At 42.5% G+C, this 23772-nt stretch carries 20 protein-coding genes; 9 read left to right on the top strand and 11 right to left on the bottom strand.

All coding sequences use genetic code 11. The features are described from left to right. The first annotated feature begins 78 nt into the window (after positions 1-78). The 3 genes from FTW16_RS14915 to FTW16_RS14905 all read left to right on the top strand — a co-directional run bounded on the left by FTW16_RS14915 (position 79) and on the right by FTW16_RS14905 (position 2937). On the top strand, positions 79-939 hold the full coding sequence (locus FTW16_RS14915) for a delta-class carbonic anhydrase (protein WP_146491650.1): 861 nt from the start codon (positions 79-81) through the stop codon (positions 937-939). A gap of 279 nt (positions 940-1218) precedes the next feature. After that, complete coding sequence (locus FTW16_RS14910) at positions 1219-1845, top strand: LysE family translocator (RefSeq protein ID WP_146491649.1); 627 nt, start codon at positions 1219-1221, stop codon at positions 1843-1845. Between the two features lie 141 nt (positions 1846-1986). Further along, positions 1987-2937, top strand: coding sequence for a LysR family transcriptional regulator (locus tag FTW16_RS14905; protein WP_146491648.1), 951 nt, complete (start codon positions 1987-1989; stop codon positions 2935-2937). 45 nt (positions 2938-2982) lie between these two features. Here the strand turns inward: FTW16_RS14905 and FTW16_RS14900 are convergent, their stop codons facing one another. From FTW16_RS14900 to FTW16_RS14870, 7 genes are read right to left on the bottom strand one after another with little or no spacing between them, the layout of a single operon-like run. After that, positions 2983-4359 (bottom strand): BatD family protein, encoded by a 1377-nt coding sequence (locus FTW16_RS14900; protein WP_146491647.1) that lies wholly within the window; start codon positions 4357-4359, stop codon positions 2983-2985. Next, positions 4346-5065: a hypothetical protein gene (locus FTW16_RS14895; protein ID WP_146491646.1), complete on the bottom strand. Its 720-nt coding sequence runs from the start codon at positions 5063-5065 to the stop codon at positions 4346-4348. The genes FTW16_RS14900 and FTW16_RS14895 overlap by 14 nt, the downstream gene beginning before the upstream one ends. Then, positions 5059-6039, bottom strand: a complete 981-nt coding sequence (locus FTW16_RS14890; RefSeq protein WP_146491645.1) for a VWA domain-containing protein — start codon at positions 6037-6039, stop codon at positions 5059-5061. Before FTW16_RS14890 ends, FTW16_RS14895 begins: the two co-directional genes overlap by 7 nt. Beyond that, positions 6032-7069, bottom strand: coding sequence for a vWA domain-containing protein (locus tag FTW16_RS14885; RefSeq protein WP_146491644.1), 1038 nt, complete (start codon positions 7067-7069; stop codon positions 6032-6034). Before FTW16_RS14885 ends, FTW16_RS14890 begins: the two co-directional genes overlap by 8 nt. Beyond that, a complete protein-coding gene (locus tag FTW16_RS14880) occupies positions 7056-7601 on the bottom strand; it encodes a DUF4381 domain-containing protein (RefSeq protein ID WP_146491643.1) in 546 nt (181 codons plus the stop codon). Before FTW16_RS14880 ends, FTW16_RS14885 begins: the two co-directional genes overlap by 14 nt. 19 nt (positions 7602-7620) lie before the next feature. Next, complete coding sequence (locus FTW16_RS14875; RefSeq protein ID WP_146491642.1) at positions 7621-8553, bottom strand: DUF58 domain-containing protein; 933 nt, start codon at positions 8551-8553, stop codon at positions 7621-7623. Between the two features lie 15 nt (positions 8554-8568). Further along, positions 8569-9537: an AAA family ATPase gene (locus FTW16_RS14870; RefSeq protein WP_146491641.1), complete on the bottom strand. Its 969-nt coding sequence runs from the start codon at positions 9535-9537 to the stop codon at positions 8569-8571. A gap of 402 nt (positions 9538-9939) precedes the next feature. On the opposite strand from FTW16_RS14870, the gene FTW16_RS14865 reads away from it, so the two are divergent. From FTW16_RS14865 to FTW16_RS14855, 3 genes are all read left to right on the top strand, one after another. Then, on the top strand, positions 9940-10995 hold the full coding sequence (locus FTW16_RS14865) for a DUF1254 domain-containing protein (RefSeq protein WP_146491640.1): 1056 nt from the start codon (positions 9940-9942) through the stop codon (positions 10993-10995). 478 nt (positions 10996-11473) lie between these two features. Next, positions 11474-12070 (top strand): hypothetical protein, encoded by a 597-nt coding sequence (locus FTW16_RS14860; RefSeq protein ID WP_146491639.1) that lies wholly within the window; start codon positions 11474-11476, stop codon positions 12068-12070. Positions 12071-12648: 578 nt separating this feature from the next. After that, complete coding sequence (locus FTW16_RS14855) at positions 12649-13206, top strand: prepilin-type N-terminal cleavage/methylation domain-containing protein (RefSeq protein WP_146491638.1); 558 nt, start codon at positions 12649-12651, stop codon at positions 13204-13206. Positions 13207-13319: 113 nt separating this feature from the next. Here FTW16_RS14855 and FTW16_RS14850 read toward each other — a convergent pair whose 3' ends face one another. Continuing rightward, positions 13320-14702 (bottom strand): MATE family efflux transporter, encoded by a 1383-nt coding sequence (locus FTW16_RS14850; protein ID WP_146491637.1) that lies wholly within the window; start codon positions 14700-14702, stop codon positions 13320-13322. Positions 14703-15113: 411 nt separating this feature from the next. Between FTW16_RS14850 and FTW16_RS14845 the strand changes: the two genes are divergently transcribed. The 3 genes from FTW16_RS14845 to FTW16_RS14830 all read left to right on the top strand — a co-directional run bounded on the left by FTW16_RS14845 (position 15114) and on the right by FTW16_RS14830 (position 18761). Further along, positions 15114-15995 (top strand): aspartyl/asparaginyl beta-hydroxylase domain-containing protein, encoded by an 882-nt coding sequence (locus FTW16_RS14845; protein ID WP_146491636.1) that lies wholly within the window; start codon positions 15114-15116, stop codon positions 15993-15995. A 23-nt stretch (positions 15996-16018) separates the two neighbouring features. After that, entirely contained in the window at positions 16019-16900 is an 882-nt protein-coding gene (locus tag FTW16_RS14840) for a DMT family transporter (protein WP_146491635.1), read from the top strand. Between the two features lie 1024 nt (positions 16901-17924). After that, positions 17925-18761: an alpha/beta hydrolase gene (locus FTW16_RS14830; protein ID WP_146491634.1), complete on the top strand. Its 837-nt coding sequence runs from the start codon at positions 17925-17927 to the stop codon at positions 18759-18761. A 139-nt stretch (positions 18762-18900) separates the two neighbouring features. Here FTW16_RS14830 and gcvP read toward each other — a convergent pair whose 3' ends face one another. The 3 genes from gcvP to FTW16_RS14815 form a co-directional block, all read right to left on the bottom strand. Continuing rightward, on the bottom strand, positions 18901-21780 hold the full coding sequence (gcvP, locus tag FTW16_RS14825) for an aminomethyl-transferring glycine dehydrogenase (RefSeq protein ID WP_146491633.1): 2880 nt from the start codon (positions 21778-21780) through the stop codon (positions 18901-18903). A gap of 89 nt (positions 21781-21869) precedes the next feature. After that, positions 21870-22250, bottom strand: coding sequence for a glycine cleavage system protein GcvH (gene gcvH, locus FTW16_RS14820; RefSeq protein WP_017105929.1), 381 nt, complete (start codon positions 22248-22250; stop codon positions 21870-21872). 51 nt (positions 22251-22301) lie between these two features. Next, positions 22302-23594: a serine hydroxymethyltransferase gene (locus FTW16_RS14815; RefSeq protein ID WP_146491632.1), complete on the bottom strand. Its 1293-nt coding sequence runs from the start codon at positions 23592-23594 to the stop codon at positions 22302-22304. Positions 23595-23772 lie beyond the last annotated feature (178 nt).

Below are 23772 nucleotides of genomic sequence, written 5' to 3'. Positions count from 1 at the left end.
TATTCACTTGCGAGCATAGTAATATGTTTGCTGTTAAGTTCATTTTAGGTTTAGTTATCAATATTCTAGGGAAGAGATATGAAGAATAAGAGTGTATTTTTAAGCGTCGCGATGGCTATGTTGGCGGCTCAAGCGAACGCATCTGACGCGAACCATGAGTCTGTAGCTGACAGTGTTATCGCTGAACAAAGAGCAAACCTATCTGAAAACACGCAAGGAAAAGGTTTTGGCCCACAAGCGCCTCGCGATTTAGGCTCAGCCGAAGGAACAAATGCCCGATTGTTTTCGGATGCGCCAGATTCAACAGCCATGAATCTATGTAATATCCACTTCCATAAAAACGCTGAGCACAAAGGTGGTGAGTTTACTCAATACGCTGGTAACGGTGATGGTAAAGGTTTCCAGAGTGGATTTAAATACACAGGTAAGTTGAGCGCGGCCGAGCTTAAACCATTCGAGCAGAAGGTTTGTCCTAGCGACCACGGTTCACTTAATTCTGGTGACACTATCGAGGTGCATTACGTGTACTCGACTGCACAAGTTGAACCAGGTGAAACATTGGGTGCTTGTTTTAACGACGCGATTACCAACCCGCAACTGCGTGTAGAAACCCAAGTTTACGTATTAGTGAATGACGACAAAGCACTCGATTTCGAAGTACTCGCTAAACATTCAAAAGTCAACGGATTACACCAAGCCCCAAACATTCCTCAAAATACGGGTTCAGCGATTCAATACGCAGGTTCTACAACGGGTCCTGGTTACAATGAGCAAGGTTCACCTTTCCAAGTAACATGGAGCGTTCGTCCACAAGTTGCGAAAGTAAACATCGCGACAGTGGGGAGTTGGTGTGAAGGCAATGACTTTAACGAAGACCACGCCCACGGTGTGAGAAACATAGTCGTAAACCCTGAGTTGTTGTCACCAATATCGAACTAATCTTGTTACGTTGATTCGTAGTCAATATTTTGCAAAGGCGGGCCACTAGGTTCGCCTTTTTTGTGTCTTAACGAAAAACATGTTGGGTTTAGCTTTGCGGTTATGCTTAGTGGGGAAGTTACGTATGACACTTATTCAAAACATGAGTCTTGTGAATCGTTCTTAGTTAAAAACGCTGTCAGTCAAACACGCTCTTAGACAAAAACGCTCTTTACCCGAATCGGGGCTCCATGATACGTTCGAAAATTATAATGTTGAATGATATTTGAGGGACGACAGATGTCACTAGAAGGCGCAGTTACATTCTTTATTGCCATGTTTATATTTGGTATTACTCCGGGGCCTGGCGTATTTGCCATTTTAGCTCGTGGCATGGTTAACGGTTGGCAAAAGTGCATCACTCTTTCGTTAGGGATGATATGCAGTGATCTTATCTATCTTGCGCTTGCCTGTTTTGGTCTAGCGACGATTGCTGAGAACTGGTCGTTTGCCTTTGAGGTGATTCGCTATGTTGGTGCCGCTTATTTGATTTACTTGGGCTACAAGATGTTTAAGAGCCTACCTGAAGTGCAAGGTTCAGCAGAACTTGCGGCCAAACAAAGTCAGAAATCGGAACTCGCCAGTTTCGTGCAAGGCTTTTTGATTTCAGCATCAAATCCGAAAGTGATTCTGTTCTATATTTCATTCTTGCCGACGTTTATTGATCTGACGGTTTTGCGTTCACAAGATATCGTCTTGGTTTCTGTTTTAGCGGCGGTTGCTCTGATGTCCGGTTTAATGCTAATTGCAATGGGTGCGGGTAGAATGGCTAGTTTACTTAAAACGCCACGTGCACATAAAAGATTAAACCAAAGTGCTGGTGGAATAATGATTGCTGCAGGATCATATTTGGCAATAAATCGATAAATACGATTATTTGAACAGAAAGGCGAACCGATTGGTTCGCCTTTTTAGTTGGATATAAGTTGCATGGTTTTAATAGAGACTTGTTTGTTAGTCACAATGGTGTAATTATTTAACGAGTGATATTACTCGGATGCATGTCTTATGATGACTATCGAACAGCAGCTTTCTCGGCTGGATCTAAATTTATTGGTGTCGTTAAGTGTTTTAATCAAAGAGAGGAACGTAACGCGAGCTGCCAACACCTTGTACCTGTCTCAGCCTGCGATGAGTCGTACGTTAAGTCGCTTGCGAGAGTTGTTTGATGATCCATTGTTTTATCGAGAGTCTAATGGCTTAGTGCCCACGCAAAAAGCGCTGGAACTGCAAGCGCCTTTGGAAGAGTTACTATTGGCGATGCGAAGCCTAGTGACAAAATCAGCTTTTAATCCAGAAGAATGTGTTCAAACGTTTGTTGTCTCGATACCGCCATTGATGAGTAGGATGCTTTCCGTGCCGCTTGCTGAGCGATTTATGAAAGAAGCCCCTAACGCTAGTCTTATCGAATATCCGGTAGCGAAAACGCCAACCAGTCAGCTGCTATCCAGAGATGTGGATTTTACAATTCACATCGAAGCCCCGAGTAACCCAATAGAATTCCCATACGTTAGCCTTGGCCGAGTCTACCCAGTTTTTTATGTTGCGGCTAATCACCCTTTAGCGAAAGTTGAAAATGTAACGCTTGAGCAGTGTCTAGAGTCTCGCTTTGTTGATCTCACGCTCGATATCCGTTCGAACTACGGTCTGCAACACCCTGTGGATAGCTACCTAGCAAAGAATGGAGTGCAGAGAGATATTGCATTTAAAAGTGGACAGCTTCTTACGTTGGTGGAAGTGATGCAGAGTTCGAATACAATTCTGATTGCGACTCATAAGTTAACTGAACTAGAGGGGATAGGTGACAAGATAGCGCCTATTTTTTCTCTAGATAACGTGCCAGAGTTAATGTTCGAACTGTTTTTGATTGAGCATAAAAGAACCGTTACCAACCCAGCACATCAATGGTTCAAAAACTTAGTAGTGTCCGTGATTGAAGACGTTGTTTGTGACAGTTGACCCCAACGTCTTTGCTTACACCGCAGCCTAAGTTAAGTTCACCGCTTAGTTCAGATTCCAATTAAACTTAAACGGTGTGCTTCGGGTTTTGGGCGAATCATTGATAGCTTTTAACAGTGTTTTGGCTTCTACTAGAGAAATTGAGAGGGAAGCTGAAACTGAGCCTTCCGCATCTTTTGTGTAGCCAAGCTTCAATAGTTTCTTCCAAATGTCGTTTGATTCCGAATCTAGAGGCAGTTGAAGCGTGCCTTTCGAAAAGTTTTTTCGCCCCGTAATCTCATAGATAGTTTGCACTGCTTTGCTGTACTGCTTTTCTTCAACGTGTCGACAAAATTGAATATTAAATTTTTTGGTATTTAATTGCTGGCGTGCGACAAAATAACGTTTTAAATCAATGAAGTGATTTCCGATCTGGCGAGCAATCGCAGCAAGGAATACTCCAGCGATGACCAAGTAATACCAATATTGACCCAACCAATTCGATAAGGTTTGAGCCCCATCGATAGAGCCTAAAGTGTTACTTAACGAGTCTAACAACTTTGCGTCACCGACTTGAAGCGTCTGCTGCTCTATAGTTAACGATTCCAGCTGATTGGTCTTTGTGTTCCACCATGTCATGGTCTGTTTTGGTAAGACAACTTTCCCTTGTTCTTGCAGGATTAACGTTAACTGTTGTTTGAGTGTCGCGGTATTGCTTTTATTCAGTCGATTAAACACGTTTTCTTTGACTGCTGGTTTGCGATACAACTCAACGCCGGAAATGTCTGGGATGTTGATCTCCGGCAGCAACATCATGTGCGAGTTTGCCACGCTCAACGTATACGTGGCAGTGATAGCGTGGCCAACTTCGAATTCGCCGGTTAACGGACGGTCGGTTGATATCGAAAGATCAGCATTTGGGCTAACAATCAACGCGTCTGTATCAATGTTACTCACGGGCTTTTTGGATGCAAAGTTAATGGGTTGCGAATGAATCACGCCCTCAATAACGATTTTGTTAGTAAGCTCTACACTAATGGGAATGCTCAATTCAGGAATAGTAAACTCGCCAGCTTGCATTGGGTACAAGTAGTAGCGTGCTTTTTGTGTAAACCACTTAGTGCCTTCGATTGTGCGTACTGAACGTGCGACTTTCTGCTCATCTTTCTTTACGACTGTGTAGGGTATATCTAAGTAAGGTAATGCCAACTCTTCTTTAAAGGGGCGGGTACTCAATACTTCAACGTCGAGTGCGACTTGTTGTTTCACAGCGACATTTTGAGCTTTTATCTCAACGTTCAGCTTCAATTCACCACCACTGACAAGTTGGTCTATGTCACTAGCACTTGCAGGCATTGAAATTAAAAGCATCATCGCTGATAAGACAGTAAACCAACATTTCAGAAGATCGAATGCTCGGACTGTCGATTTATTTTTGTTCATTGCTGTATTCCTGCTGAAATTTTTGTCTTAGAAACTTAGATGGATTCTGTCTGACTTGTTTTAGCCAGACTTGGTCAGAGATCACTAGCTCCTTCTTACTCCCTTCTTTTGGTTCGTCGTCGACCAATTTCCTATCATCAATGACTTTTTCTGAATCTTGTTTTGTCGGTGGTGTGTTCTTGATTTTCTCTATCGCAGCTTCCACAACAGCGAGGTTGTTTGTCGCTTGCTCTTCATACGTTTCGTTGTTCAACAGTTCGTTGTAAAGCGCAGTGGCTTTATCAAATTGAGCCGTATGAGCATAGCTGTTCGCGACGATCAACTTAGCGAAATCAGCCAGCTCTTCCGGTTTACCACCTTGTTCACTTGCTTGTGGGCTCAATTGGTCAATTGCGCCAAGGAAATCACCTGACAGATAACGACTGTAGGCTTTCCAGTTTGGATCATCGAATAGGGCGGCACTTTGTGCGTAGTTGCCTTGCTTGAACTCGATATAAGCGTGTTGATCGTTGGATAGCCAAAAATCATAAAATGAGTGCTTATTGGCGATTCCCCAAATCAGATTTCCTGCAATAAGCATAAGCAACAGGTGCATTGGCTTAAGTTTGGATAACCAAGGTACACGATTGATTTGATGTGTAGTCGAAGAGGCTGATTTCGTCAGGTTGTATAACTTTTGATTTACTGCCTGTTTATTATTTACCACTGAAGCGTCCACCCTTTTCTAAACCACATTAATTGGATAGGCAGCAACAAAAACAGCAACCAATAGCCCGCATCTAACCAAGGTAGGGCGTTATCGCTGACCGCAAACAGGTTGTTCTGAATGCTCTGATAAACCGCTTCAACATCGCTAGCGTCGTGAGTGAATGAAACCATTTTACCATGACCTGCTTGCGCCAGTTGGGACAGTGAAGCGAGTTGAGTTTCGGTTAAACCTGCTGTGCCATTTCCGCCGCTCTGCGAGTTTTCACCCATAGCCCACACGATCACTTGGTGGTGCTGTTGTTCAAACGCTTTAGTGAATTTTTCTATCGCTTCGTCATTGGTCTTGTCTGTCAGTATCAATACTGTTGATGGCGCTTTTGCTTGTGAAATTAGCTCGAGCGTCGGCTTTAATACCGAAGCCGGTTTGTTCTTGTTCTCTGGCAGCAAGCTTCCATCCAATACATCGAGGAAGTATCGCGTTAACTCTTTGTCTTTGGTGACAGGCATCGCGACATGAGCACTTCCGCCGTATATCACTAACCCGGTTTTTGAATCGCCGCGCAGTTCAACGAGCTGATTGATCTTCTGTTTAGCACGATCTAATCGTGACGGCTGAATGTCGGTTTTATTCATTGAATCAGACACATCCAAGGCAATCACTAGCTCGGAATTGTCTTCAAAAAATGGTGAAGGTTGTTGCTGCCACGTTGGACCCGCCATAATGAGCGTGGCTAGAACCGCAAACACCAGAAACAATCGATTAGGAGAAACTATACGAACTCTATTTTGGTTGAGAGACAGATGTTCAACCATGTTTTTAGACATGACGGGCTGCCACTGGGTGACTAAATCGTCTTGTTGAACGAGTGCGCGATAAAACAACACGAACGGAACCAGTGTTAACAACCACAATGGGCGTATGAAATGAAACTGGGTGATATCGCCCCCAAACAATGTATTGAAATCAGTCATTGGTGAGCTCCTCTCTACGGCGAATAACACGCTTTATTTCTTTCTGATGACGCCTTTGACGACGCAGATTTGCACCAAACACAATTAAGACCGCGAGTAGGTTGCTCACCAGACACACGCCAAATGCATAGTGGTGCAAGCTGTGTTTAGGACGGTGAGATAAAAGCTCGAACTCTTGCTGCTCTAGTTCGTCGATCGTTGCGTAGGCTTGTTCTAGTTGCTTTCGGTCCAAGGCATGAAACATTTGCCCGCCAGTTGCTGCTGATACTTTCTCTAAAGTAGGAAGATCCATCTTGTAGCGACCTTTGGTACTTGGGTCACCAATTGCAATGGTGTAAATCTTCACTCCATATTTAGCTGCGATTTCCGCGGCTTTGACAGGAGGCATTTTCGAACTTGTGTCATCACCATCGGTTAGCAGAATCATCACTCGTTGACGACTTTCTTCTTGTTCGAATACGGCAATTGATAAGCCAATCGCGTCGCCAAAAGCAGTTTGAAATCCGGCATAGCCAAGTTCAACGTCTTCGAGTAGCGATTGCCACACGTTAATATCTTCAGTAAATGGTGCCTGAACATAAGCAGAGTCTGCAAATAAGATTAACCCTAAGCGGTCATGCTCTCGCTGGGCTGCAAATTCACGCAATACCTGCTTTGCAATGGTTAGGCGGTCGTGTTTATTGCCTTCTTTATCGGCAAAGTCCTCTTCTGACATTGAACCAGATAGATCCAGTGCGACCATAATTTCACGAGCGGATTTCTTTTGTTCGATTGGTTCGTCTATCCACATTGGTTTGGCAATCGCGACGACTAGAGCAAGATAGCTGATAATGACCAATAGCCATTGGACTTTACGACGGCTCATCTTGACCGCGGTTTCAGAGGGCTCTTGTGAAGACACTGCAATCAGGCGATCAAAAAAGGGCACTTGAATCGCGCTTTTTGACTCTTTGTAAACAGGCAATAACCAATACACGGCAAAGGGTAAGCAGAGCAGTGCAAACGCTATTGGGTATTCAAATTCGATCATGTGACACCTCGTGATGTTTTATCCAAAGTGCAACGTTCTCCATGATGGCGTTTCGTTGTTCTTCCGTTAATGTCGCTGCTGAAGAGTAGGCGAGTTGAGCAAGTACGCCTGAGAGTTTTGATGTAGAGAACTCGGATGAAAATTGACGCTTGGTGCAATGGTCATCTAACCATTTCTCCCAATCTGTGCCGGTTAAAGGGGCTACTTCTGTACGAGGGAAGGCATACAATGCGGTTCTTCGTAGCAGTTGTGGTAGCTTTTGAAATGATGAAATTTCACCGAATTGAGCCTCCAAAGAGAGTTGCTCTAACTCTACTAAGGCAGCGCGTCGGTATGTGTTTGCTAGGTACTTTTTAATAACTAAATAGACACGATATAAAGCAAAGCAAAACAGCAACAAGAGTAACCAGTACCAGCCAGGTGCATTCGGTAGGCATGAGATACTTTCTGGCAAAGAAGGCTCAGACAAAGAGGCCATTAATGGATTCACGTTTTCTGGCTGTAAAGGTTCAAGCCCAGTGTTAGTCGTCATAGTTTGCATTCTCAGTTATTTAAATCGCGCCGAGTGCTTTTCTAAGCTGAACATCGGTGGGGTCGACTGTGTTGAACGGCAATACAGGGATTCGATATTTCTTCGCCACCGCCGTGAAATTATCGATGGCTCGAACAACATCTTTGGCGAACGCATCGCGTAACTGTGCTTCTTGGCCTGATACGGATAACTGCAATTGTCCGTCGCTAAGTACCATCTTATTAAGCGTGGCTAAATCATGTTCCAGCGGGTCGGTGACATGGCACAACACCACATCGTTGTGTTGACACAAAGCCTTGATTTGCTCTTCGCTACGCTCGTTATAGCCGTAGCCATCGGTAATCAAGATCACTAGGCCATCATGCTTAACCAACCTTTGCGCCTGATGAAACAATTTTTCGAACGAATTGGATTGCGTGTCTTGAGCCTTTCCCGCTTTTAGCTGCTGATTCTTACTCGCAATTTCATTGAGTATTTTGAGTACGTGGTTTGCGCTGCGTTGTGGAGGAATTGGCAGTGCAGTGCTGTCGTTATAAACAATCGCACCAATACGATCGGTACTGTCTATGACTTTCCAAGCAATCAAAGCTGCGATTTCTGCAGCAACTACAGATTTCATTCGACCTGTACTGCCGAAGAACATGCTGGTGCGCTGATCGACCATGACATAAACGTTACGCTCGCGCTCTTCAGAGAATATTTTGACGTGTGGCTTGCCCGTTCTATTTGTCACTTTCCAATCCATGGTGCGAATATCATCGCCAATTTGGTAGTGACGCATCTCTTCAAAGTTCAATCCACGTCCACGTAGCTTAGATACATGACGACCCGTTAACGCGCTGTTGATTGGCTGAACAGGTAAAAAGTCAAAGCCGTGCGCCTTGTATTTCAAAAGTCGCAATGCCTTCAGATTGGTATAAATATCAGGATCAAGTGTTGGTTTCGTCTCCATGGTGACCTCTCGCCGTTAAGCTACTGCAACCTGAGACAAAATCTCATCGATGACGCGGTCTGAGCTGACGCCTTCAGCAAGCGCATCGTAAGACAGAATAAGGCGATGACGCAGAACCCCATGAACCACTTTACGAACATCATCAGGGTCGACAAAGTCCTTACCGTTTAGCCAAGCCATTGCTCTTGAACATTTGTCTAACGCTATGGTTGCACGGGGGCTTGAGCCAACACCGACCCACTGTGAAATTGGTGACTCTGGGTACAACTCGGGTTGTCTCGTCGCAACAACAATCGCGACAATGTATTTAAGAACTGCGTCGCTACAGTGTATGTCGCGTAGTTGGTCACGAGCATCAAAAATACATTGAGGATCGATAGGTTCTGGTTTGTCTGTGCTTGGCTTTTCCTCACTACGAACCATCTTAATGATCTGCTCTTCGGCATTCGCATCTGGATAGTCGAGATTTATTTTCATAATAAATCTGTCCATTTGCGCCTCGGGAAGAGGGTAAGTACCTTCTTGTTCAACCGGGTTTTGTGTCGCTAAAACCATGAATAGGTCAGGCAGTTTGTAAGTCTTACCTGCTACTGTGATTTGTCGCTCTTCCATTGCTTCCAACAATGCAGCTTGTACCTTTGCCGGGGAGCGGTTGATCTCATCGGCCAGCAATAGATTGTTGAAAACTGGGCCCGGTTGGAAGGTAAGCATCGGTTTGCCATCTACGTCCTGATACACCTCTGTGCCTGTTACGTCCGAAGGCAACAAGTCCGGAGTAAATTGAACACGACCAAGGTCAACTTGTAGGGCTGAAGCCAATGATTTGATAGAACGAGTCTTTGCTGTTCCGGGTAATCCTTCAAGCAGAACATTACCATTTGTAAGTAGCGCAACCAGTAATGTGTCGACCATATGTTGCTGGCCAATTACCGAGGATTCCATTTGCTGCTTTAGGTGGTTTATAGAGTCTAAAGTTGGGTTCATTTGCTTACCTATTGACTAATTAATCAAGTGAGATTCAGGTACCAGATGGCGAAAAGATAGATATTGTTAGTTAAAGCAACTATTTAAATCACCTTTGCTAAGGGTAGTCGAAAATAATTTCGACACACGCGTTCAACATATCTTTGTAAACGACTCACCTTGGAAATACTGAATTTCATGGTCTATAAATAGGCTACTGTATTGTTTGTATTTTAATCAAGAATAAAGGTTGATAAGTAACATTACTTTGCTGCATATCTATTATACGGCGATGTCATTTGTGAATTTATGCTGCCTTGATAACATTGTTCACAAGTTGAGCGGTTAACGAACTAACTGTTCGAACAAAGACAAATGGACTATGTATTGATTTAGCGTTATCGATTTTATTAGAGGTCAACAATGAAAAAATTAGCATTAGTAGTTTTAGGTTTAAGCGCAGTTTCTCTTTCTTCTTACGCAGCTGAAGAAGTTTCAACTCTAACAGAGTTCTTCAATGCCGATGGTGAAGTGACTACCGTCGACAATTACGCGGTGTACGAAACTTCACGTCAGTATTTGAAAAACCAAGAGCTTGTTGGCGTCAATACATTCCGTCACAAACGCGAGCTAACGCCAACAGATGAACAGGATGTGGTTCGAATGAACCGAGACACCTACTACTCAATGGCAGTAATTAATGTATCAAAGGGGGCGACCGTCACGTTACCTGAGATCCCTGAAGGCAAGTACATGTCGATGGAAGTGATTACTGAAGATCACCGCATTCAGCCAATGCAATACGGTTCAGGTACGTTTGATCTTTCTACTCATAGCGGTGATCACGTTTACGTCATTGTTCGTACCGACGCGACATTCTCGAAAGATGAAGTTCATGAAATCCAAGATAAAATGAGCATTGATGCAAAAGCGGATGGCGAGTTTACTGCTATGCAAGTGGATGAGAAATCTTTTGAAGAGGTAGAGACGAGCCTTAAGATGGAAATGCCAACAATACTTAAGCGAGATGGCGCTCAAGCGACATTTGGTATGTTTACAAGCCCTGAAGATGCTTCAAAAGAGATGTTTACTAAAGAGAAATACGCAGTTGGCGCAGCTGTCGGTTGGGGAGGCGCACAGCTAGAAGATAACATCTATGAAATCTCTGGAAACTTCCCAACAGATACTTGTCATCAGGTAACTTTTGAAGACCCTAAAAACCAAGCGTTTTGGTCAGTAACGGTCTACAACAAGCAAGGCTTCATGTTTGATGATGTAGCGAATGTAAGCTCGAATACGGCTGATAAAAATGCAGACGGCACTTACACACTAAGTTTCGGCTGTGGTGATGGCGCTGTAAATAATATCAAAACCGAAAATGACTCTGGTGCGTTTAACTTAGCTTTCCGTCATTACATCCCAAGCCAGAAAGTACGCGATGGGTTCCGAGTACTTCCTTCTGTGAAAGCGATTAATTAAATAAATGATATAGTCAAATATCAATTCGAGAAGCGCGTTGTTGCCGAATGACAGTAACGTGCTTTTTCGCATTTATAGTCTTATAGACTATTTTGATTAGTGTTAGTAGGAGTTTTATATTCTGTTTCGATAATTATGTAAATACCCCCCCCAATAAATAAGCTATTACAATGAAATACCAGATATTACGTAGAAATTAATATGGACACTCTTCGAGTGATAATTGTATTTTATTTTTTTAATGTTAAATATATCTTTTTGACGAGTTGTAATTCCTTGATGATATTTAAGTTGTATTGGTTTTTATATTTATCCTAATTGTGATATCTCTTATATCAACACTTGGTTGTGGTGATTTTTAACGGGAATTGATATTGCGGAGAGCTGTATGATAATTCGATTGATAAGATTGAAAATCTAGAAGTAGATATTGGTATTAACCATTTAAATTAAAATTAAATTAGAAAGAAGGCAGTACATGAAAAAATTAGTGTTCTTAATTTCCTGTTTATTGAGCTTAAGCTTACAAGCTAAAGTCGATATGGCAGATCCCACCGCTGTCTACAGTAGTTTGGGGGCTGAAGTTAATACCGCAGGTGTAGATATGAGTGTGGGGCTTGCTTCTGGTCGACACTTGGCTTTATTGGAGTCAAAAGATGGCTTCGATAAACTAAAATTAACATATGCAAATATGAAAGATGGCCAAGGCTTCTACACTGAAGTAGGAGGGAATAGCGATGTTAGAAATGTGAGTGCTGGTTATATTATGACATTTAAGTTAGATGCCTTAGTGATATATCCAGTTGCAATGCTAGGGTATACAAATAATGAAGTGGTAGATGATTATGATATGACATCAACATTGGGTTGGTATACTCGTTATAAGTTTGCAGATAATTTCCACCTTGGTCTAGACCCTTTTTATTCCTCTCAATATGGTAGTGAATATCAGGACAGTTTATCGACTGACTTGTTCGTAGGATATCAACATGGTCGCCATAGATTCAGACTTGGTGTTAATATGATCAGCAACGATGAAGAACAATACTTTTTAAACTATAAGGTTGCTTTTTAACTCAAGACCAAAAAAATACTTTAGAGAGAATGATTATAGCGACCTTGAATATAAAGTTAACGAACAAGCTTGGGTTTTACATTTTGACACCAGTGAACATTGATAACATTTCCTTCTAACACTTCATAACTTTAATTTCATTAGTAATTAGAACAATATCGATTCAATAAGCGCGTTTATTGGCAGTGGCAGTACGCTGTTTTTCATTTAGTACCTAGATATATGCCTAGTTGTCTGCTGTGTTGAATTATCAGTGTGTGCGAAGACGTTTAAGAAATGGATGAGACTTAAACAGTTTAAATCTCAGCTTGCCTAACTTGCGTTACCTCAAATAAATCGATTAAACATTATCTGTACCTTACTGGTATTTATGTCGTTGTATCGGATCTTCAATGATTGCTCGTACCTTATGCAACAAGGCTTCTGGTCAATTAGACAAAGTATTGAGCCAACAATCGACTTATGTTTGCTTTACCTGTTGCTCATTGAGGATGTTTCATGTGTTCTCTTTGCGATGTATAGTTATTGATAAGTCATTTACTTATCGAATGTTTAAGTTTCAAATTGATGTGGGTGTCATGAAGAAAAACGGATTTACTTTAATTGAACTGATCGTGGTGATTATCATACTCGGAGTATTAGCGGTAACTGCGGCTCCAAGATTCCTCGGTATCCAAGAGTCAGCAAGAGAAGCGGTACTTGAGGGCGTCGCAGGTGCGATGGAAGGGGTAATCACGCAGGTAACCTCTAAGGCTATTATTGTCGGATTAGACCCAGCTGCTAGCAACCCAAGTGACCAAAGTAACTATGTGATCGATTTTGGTATTGGTAGTGTGGAAGTCGATTGGGGAACGCTTTGCCCTGAAAGCCGAGGGGAATCAGGGGATAAATTGAACATGCTCGATTTCCTTACCTTGTCAGATGATGACAGCTTAACGTCTGACTTTGCTAATAGGTATACAGTGGTTGGTTATGAATACCCGTTTACTACATCAGAACTTGATGGCCCAATTATAAATGTTCTTCCATCTGGATGTTATGTTCTTTACGATTCTTTCGGTGGTCGAGTAAGTGGAAATTCGTGTCCTGATGGTGGTTGTGAATGTACCGTTGAAGTGGTGAACGACGAGTGTTAACCAGAGAAGCTAAACGACTCTATTTGGAATAAAGCTTATTCGAATTAGATAAAAAAGCGCGTTATTGCCGAGTAGCAATAACGCGCTTTTTTGTATTAGCTTGTTGATTTGTCTTAGTTTGCCAATGGAGCACTTGCTGGTGGCAAGTCACGCTTCTTAATCACGTATCGTAAGCGAATTAACATCAGTGTCGCTGATACGCTCAATCCCGTCAGAATACCAATCCAAAAGCCTTCTTCACCCATCGCAGGAACAATGTGGTCTGTTAAGCCCAACACCATGCCGAGTGGTAATGCTAAGCCCCAGTATGAAGCGATAGCTAAGATCATCGGGATCTTAGTGTCTTTATAGCCACGCAACGCGCCGTTGGCTGAGGTTTGCAATGCATCGCTGAATTGGTACATCGCCGTAAACGTCAACAATACTGCTGCTGTCGCGCTAATTGCTGGGTCGGTGGTGTAAAGCCTAATGATCCATTCAGGGAACAGAAGGAACATCGCAACCGAAAGTAATGATATCAACGCGGCAACCAAAATGCCGACTTTGCTGCGTTCAATTGCGCCTAGTTCATCTTTTTCACCTAGCGCGTGTCCAACACGAATCGTGATGCCAAATGAGATACTCATCGGAATCACGTAAGTGAGGCTCGAGATGTTAAGTGCAATTTGTGCTGCTGCCACGTTCTCTGCACCAATACGGCCAATCATTAATGCGATTACCGCAAAGATGCTGCCACATACGGCGATGTTCATCCCGATAGGTAAACCTAATCTTAGAAGGTGAAGCATCTCTTTTGCTTTTGGCTTCGCGTCTGCAAAGCTGATGATGGTCTTGTAGTGGTGATGACCTTTAATGTAGGAATACAGCATCCCCGACATTAACCAATACACTAAGCTTGTCGCCCAGCCACAACCCACAGCACCCATTTCAGGGAAGCCGAATTTACCGTAGATAAGCACGTAGTTGACCGGAATATTCACCAACAGACCAACCACAGAAATGATCATCGGTACTTTGGTGTTGTTCATACCTTCACAGAAGCCATTCAAGGTGTAGAACAGGGCAATACCTGGCACACCAAAGGCTAGGGCAAAGGCATAATCACTGCCGATAGGGATGATCTCAGCGGCAACCCCAATCCATTCTAAGATCGGTTTCGCACTCACCAAGTAAGCGATAAGTAGCACACTCGCTATTAATGCCAACCAAACCATCTGGAAGAATTCAACAGAGATACTTTGAAAGTCACGTGCGCCACGGTGGTAAGCGACAACAGGCGTTAACGCCATAATCACGCCACGCAGTAGCAGCAACACAGGAATCCAAAGGCTGGTACCAAGTGCAATAGCGGCAAGATCGGCAGGGCTTACTTGGCCAGCCATTGTCGTATCGACAAATCCCATCGCTTGGGTAGCTATTTGAGTCAAAATGATTGGAACCGAAAGATGCATAAGCGCACCCGATTCACGAGTAAAAGGACGAAGTTTCGTTAGCATGGAAGTTCACAACACCAATATAAATACACGAATGATGGCAGGATGGCCGGTGTGCATTTTAGGATGTGCCTCGTTGGGCGGGCGACAATATAAACACCTTACCGTATAGGGTCAAGCTTTGAACTGAACAAACTAAATAGCGAGTAATGTGGTGTTGTTTTTTGCACTTTAATCAAACACTTATAATTTTTCTGAATCTGAGTTGTGGTGGTTCTATCTGAGGTTAAAACGGTACTAACTCTTGTTTAAATGGCATTTATATAATTAAAAGTATGCTTTTATATGTGTTAAGTCACATATTGATTTTAAAAATAATTAAACCATTGATAGTTGTTTGTTGTTGAGTACTATGTCGAACGTAAAATGCGTGTTACAAAATATTAATAAAAACAAAAATAAAAGGTTAATAAATTGAAATCCAAAACTAAGTTGCTAGGAAGAATCGACTTTGAAAGTAATTCTTTAAGGAAAGACCTTGATATCATATCTAAGTTCCCTGTGTTTGAAGAAGAATACAACGAATTTAATAGTGGTACGTGGATAAACAATTCATTGTGGAATGATGACGGGGATTATCAAAATACCCAGTACAAAGATAATAAAAACAAAGCGAAGATGACCGAACTAGGTAAGCAAACGTTATATATCAATGAAATTATCAATAAGTACTTTGACGTAGAAAATCTTAAAATGGTTAGGACGCGTAACTTAATAAATGGTCAAGTTATACCGCACAAAGATTTTATTGAATTGGGTGATAATAAGGGAAAATATATACGTGTATTAATTCCTCTTGAAACTTCGTTAACTTCTTATCATAGTGATGAAGACTACGGGGTATTTAGAATGCTTAAGGGTGATATTTGGATGCTTGATGCAAGTGTAGTCCATGCAGCATACAATTTTGGTGATGGGAACCGAGTTATTCTTTGTTTAGATTTTCAATATGATGGTGTAGATAATGTAGAGCCCTCACTTATATTCAAAGACAAATCTATTCATGATGAAACCATAGAAGCTATGGTATTTAAAAGGGCCCCCCTTCGAGAGCAAGATGTTTCAGATTTTATTTTTGATATCTCAAAGTCAATTTATAACCTTGAAGATCTTAAAAGTGCGATTTTGAAAGTATCTAGTGCTCATGTTCATCACGATATACCAATTAAAGAGACGTACGATATCCTTATTGAAGCTACGAAGTCTAAAGGTGGCGATATATATAATACTTGCCATGAAATGAAGGAATATTACACTGTTAATAGAAAGTTAGGCGAAAGATTCACTACAGTGTAGTTTTTATAGCTGGGAGGCTATCTGTGAAATATTTAGGATGGATTTTTGTTTTTCTGTGGGCTTCCGGCTATATCGCGTCTTCGATAGGATTGAGTTACACTAACCCACTTACTTTTATAACACTTAGAGTGATTGTTGCATTATTTGTTTTCGTAATTATTAATTTTTTAATATTAAGAAATAATAAAGTAGATAATAGGAGTATGGTACATGCCATGATTGTAGGAGTGTTTATACAATTTCTCTATCCGGTCTTTTTCTCTTATTCATTGGTGTCAGGAATCAGTCCTGCGATGTTGACGATAGTCTTAGGATTGCAGCCAGTTTTAACGTTAATAGTATCTAGAGATCTAAATTCGAAATTTCAAATTTATGGGGTCTTAGGTTGTGTACTCGGTACATTGATTTTTTCGGTGGAAAATTTCAGCTTGGGAACGACAAATTTTGAAAATCTTATACTTGCAATCTTGTCGTTATTAGGTGTTACATTTGGTTCTATACATCAAAAAAAATATTGTTCAAACATACCTATTGAAAAAAACATGTTGTTTCAATGTTTTTCAGCAACACTAATACTATTGCCTACAACCATTATTTTTAGTGAGTTTAAATTTGATGTAAACAATATTTCCATATCAGCATTACTTTGGCAGTCACTTTTAATTTCTGTGCTTTCATCTATGCTCCTTATAAAAGCCTTAAAATCGGGTACGGTGACTAATGTATCTACGTACTTTTCTTGTGTCCCAGCTGCCACTGCCGTAATGGCATACATATTTTTTGATTCTGTAATAACAGTAAATATGATGTTGGGTATGTTTTTGATATTTGGATGCACTTGGCTTATACAAAACCAAAATTGGATTGATGTTTTTTTTGAAAATAGAGCCAAGCAGAAAGCGTAAGTATAGGTTTGCTATTTTTTTTGCTTACTAAGTCTATTCTATAGTCGACAATGATATATTATAAAGACCACTTATAAACGTGGTCTTTTCCTATGATAGGAAATATAATAATTTTATTAAAGAAGATGACGTTGCGGGCAGTGTTAATTATTGGTTGAGTCTTTGTCTGATTATTAATTATAGTCCTTCGCGAATGGTCTATATGGCCTTTTGGGCCTTTTGTGTTTATATGAAAACTGGCCAAGGTTAAGCTACATTAAAAATGTTTAATCCAAGTCATTTAAATAAAACTGAATCACCTTTCAATGTTTCGTTTCTCAACAAGTTTACCACATAATTTTAGTCCGCTTAACGTGGACATTATATGCCCAGGTTGGATATCTTATTGAGGGGATAATGAAAGATCCAGATAGCGAGTGTTCTAAGTGGAAACTCGAGAGAATAAAGGGGCGCCTGAATTTGTTATTCGTACTGCATTTTCTGCTATTTTTGGGGTGATGATCGGTCGAAGTATTGCCCCGTTGTCTATTTTTTAGAAACAGCTTGAAGTTGGACGAAAACTACTAATGTACTAATGAGTGGTGTTTGGGTATCTGTTGGCAGACTTCCTCTTAATTTCATAATTTGGTTGTGGCGTGAAAGAAAGGATAAACGTCATACCGCTAGGTTTAAACAACACATTGAACACACTACTATGGCACCAACTATTTTTGTATACCATCACTTCTTAGCTTCAAATCTGGCAGCGTGTAAACTTCTTACTGCCACAAAGCCAACAGAAACACAAAAAGACCAATCCCAAGTGTGACTTTCAAAAATAAGCCAAGAGGGGCTCCACCTTTTGGCGCTTTGTTACAACATCCCATAATCGTTTCCTAGTCATATTGAACTCGTGAGTTAACCTTAAACCTTTCCCTTACGGTAAGGTCAATGAGTTTATAAAACTTCACCAAATTAACCTTTCTTATCGTGTTGGATTCGTTATGATAAATCCAAATTCTGCGATTAGAAGTGAGAGGGTAATGTGTTGATAGAAAGGTGGTTAGAGATTGATGGTGACCAGCTTTATTGCTTGTCGACTGACATCAAAGAGTCTCAGGAAACATTAGTGTTAATTCATGGGTTGGGTGAGTCACATTTATGTTTTGCCGACTCGTTAGATTGGCTCCCGAATTACAACTTAGTCATGTTCGACCTTTGTGGTTATGGCTATTCTCCTGCTTCAGACATATCCCATTCAACAGAAACCCAAGCAAAGCGAATATTGAAAGCTCTCGACCTATTGAGCATCAATGATTGCTTTCTACTTGGGCACTCTTGGGGCGGCGATACATCGACGTTGGTTTGTGAATACGACACGAAAGGTATCGTGCGTGGTTTCATTAATGCTGAAGGCGGGTTGCACGAAGAAAGCATCATTCTATCCCAGATTATTGCAGACACATATTCTGAACTAAGTACTGATGAATTTACGAACTGGGTGAAAGGAGAAGGTTTCTCAAAACGTTTTGCCATGGCTTGGGGACACGGAGCGGGTGTTAAGTATCTTTCGTCAGTTAGACGATGTGAGCCAGAGGTTCTTGGTCAAACCGCCAGTGAAATCTACGGGCAACATGCGACTCAAGATATCCGTGGCGTGGTTGGCTGGGGACAAATCTACGAAAACTTATCCATACCTAAAGTATATTTTTGGGGTACTGACAGCTTAAAGGGGTGTGAACGTGCGAAAGTGTTTATTAGTACGCTAGGCAATGTTTCGTTTGAGGGCGCAAACCACTGGGTGCAAAACGATCCGGCTAAGTTCTATGCAGAAGTAGACAAATTTATTACTTGTGTTAAAAGCGCACCAAAGCTTAGGTAACCATTAGCCATACTCAAACCAATATGTGTATTGCGGACCAGATTGAAGGATCTTAGCCTATCAGCTTAAAATAATTGACTATCCAACAAAAAAAAGCGAACCAAATGGTTCGCTTTTGCTTATCTAAAATCGACAAAAATTAGTCTTCGTAGTTATCGATGCTTGGGCAAGAACAGATTAGGTTACGGTCGCCGTATACGTTGTCTACACGGTTAACAGTAGGCCAGTACTTCGAGTTCTTCGTTGCTTTCGATGGGAAGCAAGCCAGTTCGCGAGAGTAAGGGCGATCCCATTCTGCGCCTGAAAGGTCAACTTGTGTGTGCGGTGCGTTCACTAGAGGGTTGTTGTCTAGTGGCCATTCACCGGCTTTCACTGCTGCCATTTCGTGACGAATTGCGATCATCGCTTCACAGAAACGGTCTAGCTCTTCTAAATCTTCTGATTCAGTTGGCTCTACCATTAGTGTGCCAGCTACTGGGAAAGACATAGTAGGCGCGTGGAAACCGAAGTCCATTAGACGCTTAGCAATATCTTCTTCGCTGATGCCTGTGTCTTCTTTAAGTGGACGAATATCGATAATACATTCGTGTGCTACGCGGCCGTTAGTGCCACGGTAAAGAACAGGGTAGTGAGGACGTAGTTTTTCCATCACGTAGTTCGCGTTCAGAATCGCTACTTTCGTTGCGTCTGTTAGGCCAGGTTCGCCCATCATTGCGATGTAAGCCCAAGAGATAGGTAGGATTGAAGCACTACCTAGATCTGCAGCTGATACCGCGTAGTCTGAACCTTGTACACCGTTTTCGATGTGACCTGGTAGGAAAGGTGCTAGGTGCGATTTAACGCCGATAGGACCCATACCCGGACCGCCACCACCGTGTGGGATACAGAATGTTTTGTGTAGGTTCAAGTGAGATACGTCTGAACCGATGAAGCCAGGTGAAGTTAGACCTACTTGAGCGTTCATGTTCGCGCCGTCTAGGTAAACCTGACCGCCCGCTGCGTGTACTTGTTCACACACTTCTTTCACTTGCTCTTCGTATACGCCGTGCGTAGAAGGGTAAGTGATCATGATGCTTGATAGGTTTTCTTTGTGCTTCTCGATTTTCGCTGCTAGGTCTGTCATGTCGATGTTGCCATCTTCATCACACTTAACAACCACTACCTTCATTGAAACCATTGATGCTGTTGCAGGGTTAGTACCGTGCGCAGAGCTTGGAATCAGACAAACGTTACGGTGAGCTTCACCGCGGCTTGCGTGGTAGCGTTGAATCGCGATTAGACCCGCGTATTCACCAGATGCACCAGAGTTAGGCTGTAGTGAGAAATCGTCGTAACCAGTGATTTCACATAGCTTCTCTTTAAGATCTTTCGCTAGTGCTGTGTAACCAGCCGCTTGATCAAGAGGTGCGAATGGGTGAATTGAACCAAACTCAGGCCATGTTACTGGGATCATCTCAGCAGCAGCGTTCAGCTTCATCGTACAGCTGCCCAGTGGGATCATGCCGTGCGTTAGTGAGAAGTCTTTGTTCTCAAGCTGTTTTAGGTAACGCATCATTTGCGTTTCGCTATGGTGCGTGTTGAATACTGGGTGAGTTAGGAACTTTGATTCACGACGGCAGTTTTCTGGAATTGCTGCAAATTCGTTTGATGCAATGTCAGAAGATAGTGCTTGAACGTCTTCTTTCACGTCGAAGATAGCGAATAGGGCATTCACGTCGTCGATCGTTGTTGTTTCGTCTAAGCTGATACCGATCTTACCTTTAAGAAGGCGCAAGTTGATGTCTGCTGCTTGCGATTTCGCGTACAGCGCATCTGTCTTCTCTTCAGAGTTGATCGTGATCGTATCGAAGAAGCTGTTGTTCGTTAGCTCGTAACCCGCTTTAGTCAGGCCAGCCGCTAGAATAGCTGTCATATGGTGTGTACGGCGAGCAATAGTACGTAGGCCTTCTGCACCGTGGTAAACCGCGTAGAAAGACGCCATGTTCGCTAGAAGTGCTTGAGCTGTACAGATGTTCGATGTCGCTTTCTCGCGGCGGATGTGTTGCTCACGAGTTTGCATTGCCATACGTAGCGCTTGGTTACCGTGAGTATCGATAGATACACCGATTACACGACCTGGCATTGTACGCTTATGCTTTTCACGAGTACCCATGAATGCAGCGTGTGGACCGCCGTAACCCATAGGAACACCGAAACGTTGCGCTGAACCGATAACTACGTCTGCGCCCATTTCGCCAGCTGGCTTAAGTAGAGCAGAAGCAAGTAGGTCAGTTGCAACCGTTACAAGAGTCTTATTTGCTTGAGCTTTCGCAATGATGTCGGTTAGATCGCGAACTTCACCTGTAGTACCAGGGTATTGAACTAACGCACCAAATACGTCTTGCTCTGGAAGTGTTTCAAGAGCGCCAACCATTACTTCAAAACCGATGTACTCAGCACGAGTTTTAACAACTTCTAGTGTTTGAGGATGAACATCGTCAGCAACGAAGAATACTTTGCTCTTGCTTTTACCAGCACGCTTACACAGTGTCATCGCTTCGCCAGCCGCTGTCGCTTCATCAAGAAGAGATGCGTTTGCGATTTCCATACCAGTAAGGTCCATTACCATTTGTTGGTAATTCAGTAGAGCTTCAAGACGACCTTGAGAAATCTCTGGTTGGTATGGTGTGTAAGCTGTGTACCAGCCTGGGTTCTCTAAAACGTTACGCAGAATAACGTTTGGAGTGAATGTGTTGTAGTAGCCTTGGCCAATGAAGGTACGTTTCACTTGGTTTAGGTTAGCGATCTCTTTAAGAGAGGTCAGCATGTCCATTTCGCTCAGTGGCGCAGCAAGTGTCATTGGTTTTTCAAGACGGATTTGTGCAGGAACCGTTTCGTCGATCAGTGCGTCTAAGCTAGTCGCGTTGATCGCTTCAAGCATTTTCTGCTGGTCTGCTTTATTAGGGCCGTTATGACGAGCAACAAACTCGTTTTGAGTACCCAGGTCTTTTAGTAATTGGCTTTGAAGTAATTCAGTCATGATATGTTCTACTTTCTCTTTGGAGCCGTGAGCTAGCCCCTAAAATTAAGCTGCTCAAAAGAGCAGCTTTATCGTAATGAGGTTACCTATTAGTCTTCTTCGATAGAGCTTAGGTATTCTTCCGCATCTTTAAGGTTGTCTAGTTCAGACGCATCAGACATCTTCACTTTAACAATCCAACCACCTTCATAAGATTCTTCGTTAATTAACTCAGGGCTATCTTCTAATTCTTCGTTGATTTCTACGATTTCGCCAGAGATTGGTGCGTAGATATCAGAAGCTGCTTTCACTGATTCAACTAGAGAGAAGCTTTCGCCAGCTTCTATTTCGTCTCCAGTGTCAGGCAGGTCAACAAACACAACGTCACCTAGCATCTCTTGAGCGTGCTCAGAAATACCGATAGTCACAGTACCGTCACCGTTGTCTTTTACCCACTCGTGGCTGTCTGCAAACTTTAGTGTATTGTCCATTGCTTATTCTCCAAAAATTTATGAGGTTTTAATTTAAATCTTAAAAACGGTTTAACGGTAAAGAGGGAAGCGTTTGCAAAGCTCTTTAACTTGCTTGCGAACACGTTGCTCAACTTCAGCGTTGCCTTCAGGGCTTTCAACTAAGCCGTCAAGAACATCGCCGATCCATTCACCGATAAGTTTGAATTCTTCAGTGCCAAAACCACGACTGGTTCCAGCTGGCGTACCCAAGCGGATACCAGAAGTAATCATAGGCTTCTCTGTATCGAATGGTATGCCATTTTTGTTACATGTGATCCCTGCACGCTCTAATGCTTCTTCAGTTACGTTACCTTTCAAGCCTTTAGGGCGAAGGTCAACCAGCATTAGGTGCGTGTCTGTTCCGCCAGTCACAATGTCACAACCGCGAGTTTGCAACACTTCAGCAAGAACTTTTGCGTTGTCGATCACTGAATCAATATAAGTATTAAATTCTGGGCCAAGTGCTTCGCCAAACGCCACTGCTTTAGCCGCGATAACGTGCATTAGTGGGCCGCCTTGTAGGCCAGGGAACACTGCAGAGTTGATCTTTTTGTTGATGTCTTCGTGGTTAGTCAGAATCATACCGCCGCGTGGGCCACGAAGTGTTTTGTGCGTTGTTGTTGTAACAACGTGTGCATGTGGTAGTGGGCTCGGGTGAGCACCTGTGGCGATAAGACCCGCGATGTGTGCCATATCAACCATTAGGATTGCGCCAACTTCGTCAGCGATTTCACGGAACTTAGCGAAATCAATAACGCGTGGGATAGCACTACCACCAGCAATAATCATTTTAGGTAGGCTTTCGATAGCTAAAGCGCGGACTGCTTCGTAATCGATTTCAAGAGTGTCGCGGTCTACGCCGTATTGAACCGCGTTGAACCATTTACCAGACATTGCAGGACGTGCACCGTGTGTAAGGTGACCACCAGCATCTAGGGACATGCCTAAGATAGTGTCACCAGGTTGAAGTAGGGCAAGTTTCACTGCGCCGTTGGCTTGAGCGCCAGAGTGTGGCTGTACGTTTACGTATTCGCATTTGAACAGCTGTTTAGCGCGTTCAATCGCGATAGCTTCTACTGTATCTACATGTTCACAACCACCGTAGTAACGGCGGCCTGGGTAGCCTTCAGCGTATTTGTTTGTTAGGCAAGTGCCTTGAGCTTGCATTACTGCTTTAGAAACGATGTTCTCAGAAGCAATAAGTTCGATTTGTTCATTTTGACGAGTATTCTCTGCTTGGATGCCAGCAAATACTGCATCGTCAGTACCAGATAGGTTCGTAGTGAAAAAACTGTCTAAGCTATGGTTTTGGTAAGCGTTCATTGTCGAGACCTTTCATTAAGCTAATGGTGATTGTTTTTATAGTCCATTAGGTCTTACGTTGATTTCTGCATCGGAATCGTTTGCGCTATATAGGTATAAATAAACGTGAATTGCGTTATAAATATACTCTTACAGCGTCTAAGCGATCGTTGTAGGGTCAATGCAGCACGAATTGTTT

It is taken from the genome of Vibrio sp. T20, assembly GCF_007858795.1.
In the GTDB taxonomy this organism is placed as follows: Bacteria; Pseudomonadota; Gammaproteobacteria; order Enterobacterales; family Vibrionaceae; genus Vibrio; species Vibrio satsumensis.
Note: the sequence above shows the minus strand (reverse complement) of the source record. Positions and strands in the feature narration are given on the sequence as shown.

Coding starts and splice junctions, on each gene's coding strand:
- FTW16_RS14915 (WP_146491650.1), top strand. CDS start 79: ATGAAGAATAAGAGTGTATTTTTAAGCGTCGCGATGGCTATGTTGGCG.
- FTW16_RS14910 (WP_146491649.1), top strand. CDS start 1,219: ATGTCACTAGAAGGCGCAGTTACATTCTTTATTGCCATGTTTATATTT.
- FTW16_RS14905 (WP_146491648.1), top strand. CDS start 1,987: ATGATGACTATCGAACAGCAGCTTTCTCGGCTGGATCTAAATTTATTG.
- FTW16_RS14900 (WP_146491647.1), bottom strand. CDS start 4,359: ATGAACAAAAATAAATCGACAGTCCGAGCATTCGATCTTCTGAAATGT.
- FTW16_RS14890 (WP_146491645.1), bottom strand. CDS start 6,039: ATGACTGATTTCAATACATTGTTTGGGGGCGATATCACCCAGTTTCAT.
- FTW16_RS14885 (WP_146491644.1), bottom strand. CDS start 7,069: ATGATCGAATTTGAATACCCAATAGCGTTTGCACTGCTCTGCTTACCC.
- FTW16_RS14880 (WP_146491643.1), bottom strand. CDS start 7,601: ATGACGACTAACACTGGGCTTGAACCTTTACAGCCAGAAAACGTGAAT.
- FTW16_RS14875 (WP_146491642.1), bottom strand. CDS start 8,553: ATGGAGACGAAACCAACACTTGATCCTGATATTTATACCAATCTGAAG.
- FTW16_RS14870 (WP_146491641.1), bottom strand. CDS start 9,537: ATGAACCCAACTTTAGACTCTATAAACCACCTAAAGCAGCAAATGGAA.
- FTW16_RS14865 (WP_146491640.1), top strand. CDS start 9,940: ATGAAAAAATTAGCATTAGTAGTTTTAGGTTTAAGCGCAGTTTCTCTT.
- FTW16_RS14860 (WP_146491639.1), top strand. CDS start 11,474: ATGAAAAAATTAGTGTTCTTAATTTCCTGTTTATTGAGCTTAAGCTTA.
- FTW16_RS14855 (WP_146491638.1), top strand. CDS start 12,649: ATGAAGAAAAACGGATTTACTTTAATTGAACTGATCGTGGTGATTATC.
- FTW16_RS14850 (WP_146491637.1), bottom strand. CDS start 14,702: ATGCTAACGAAACTTCGTCCTTTTACTCGTGAATCGGGTGCGCTTATG.
- gcvP (WP_146491633.1), bottom strand. CDS start 21,780: ATGACTGAATTACTTCAAAGCCAATTACTAAAAGACCTGGGTACTCAA.
- gcvH (WP_017105929.1), bottom strand. CDS start 22,250: ATGGACAATACACTAAAGTTTGCAGACAGCCACGAGTGGGTAAAAGAC.
- FTW16_RS14815 (WP_146491632.1), bottom strand. CDS start 23,594: ATGAACGCTTACCAAAACCATAGCTTAGACAGTTTTTTCACTACGAAC.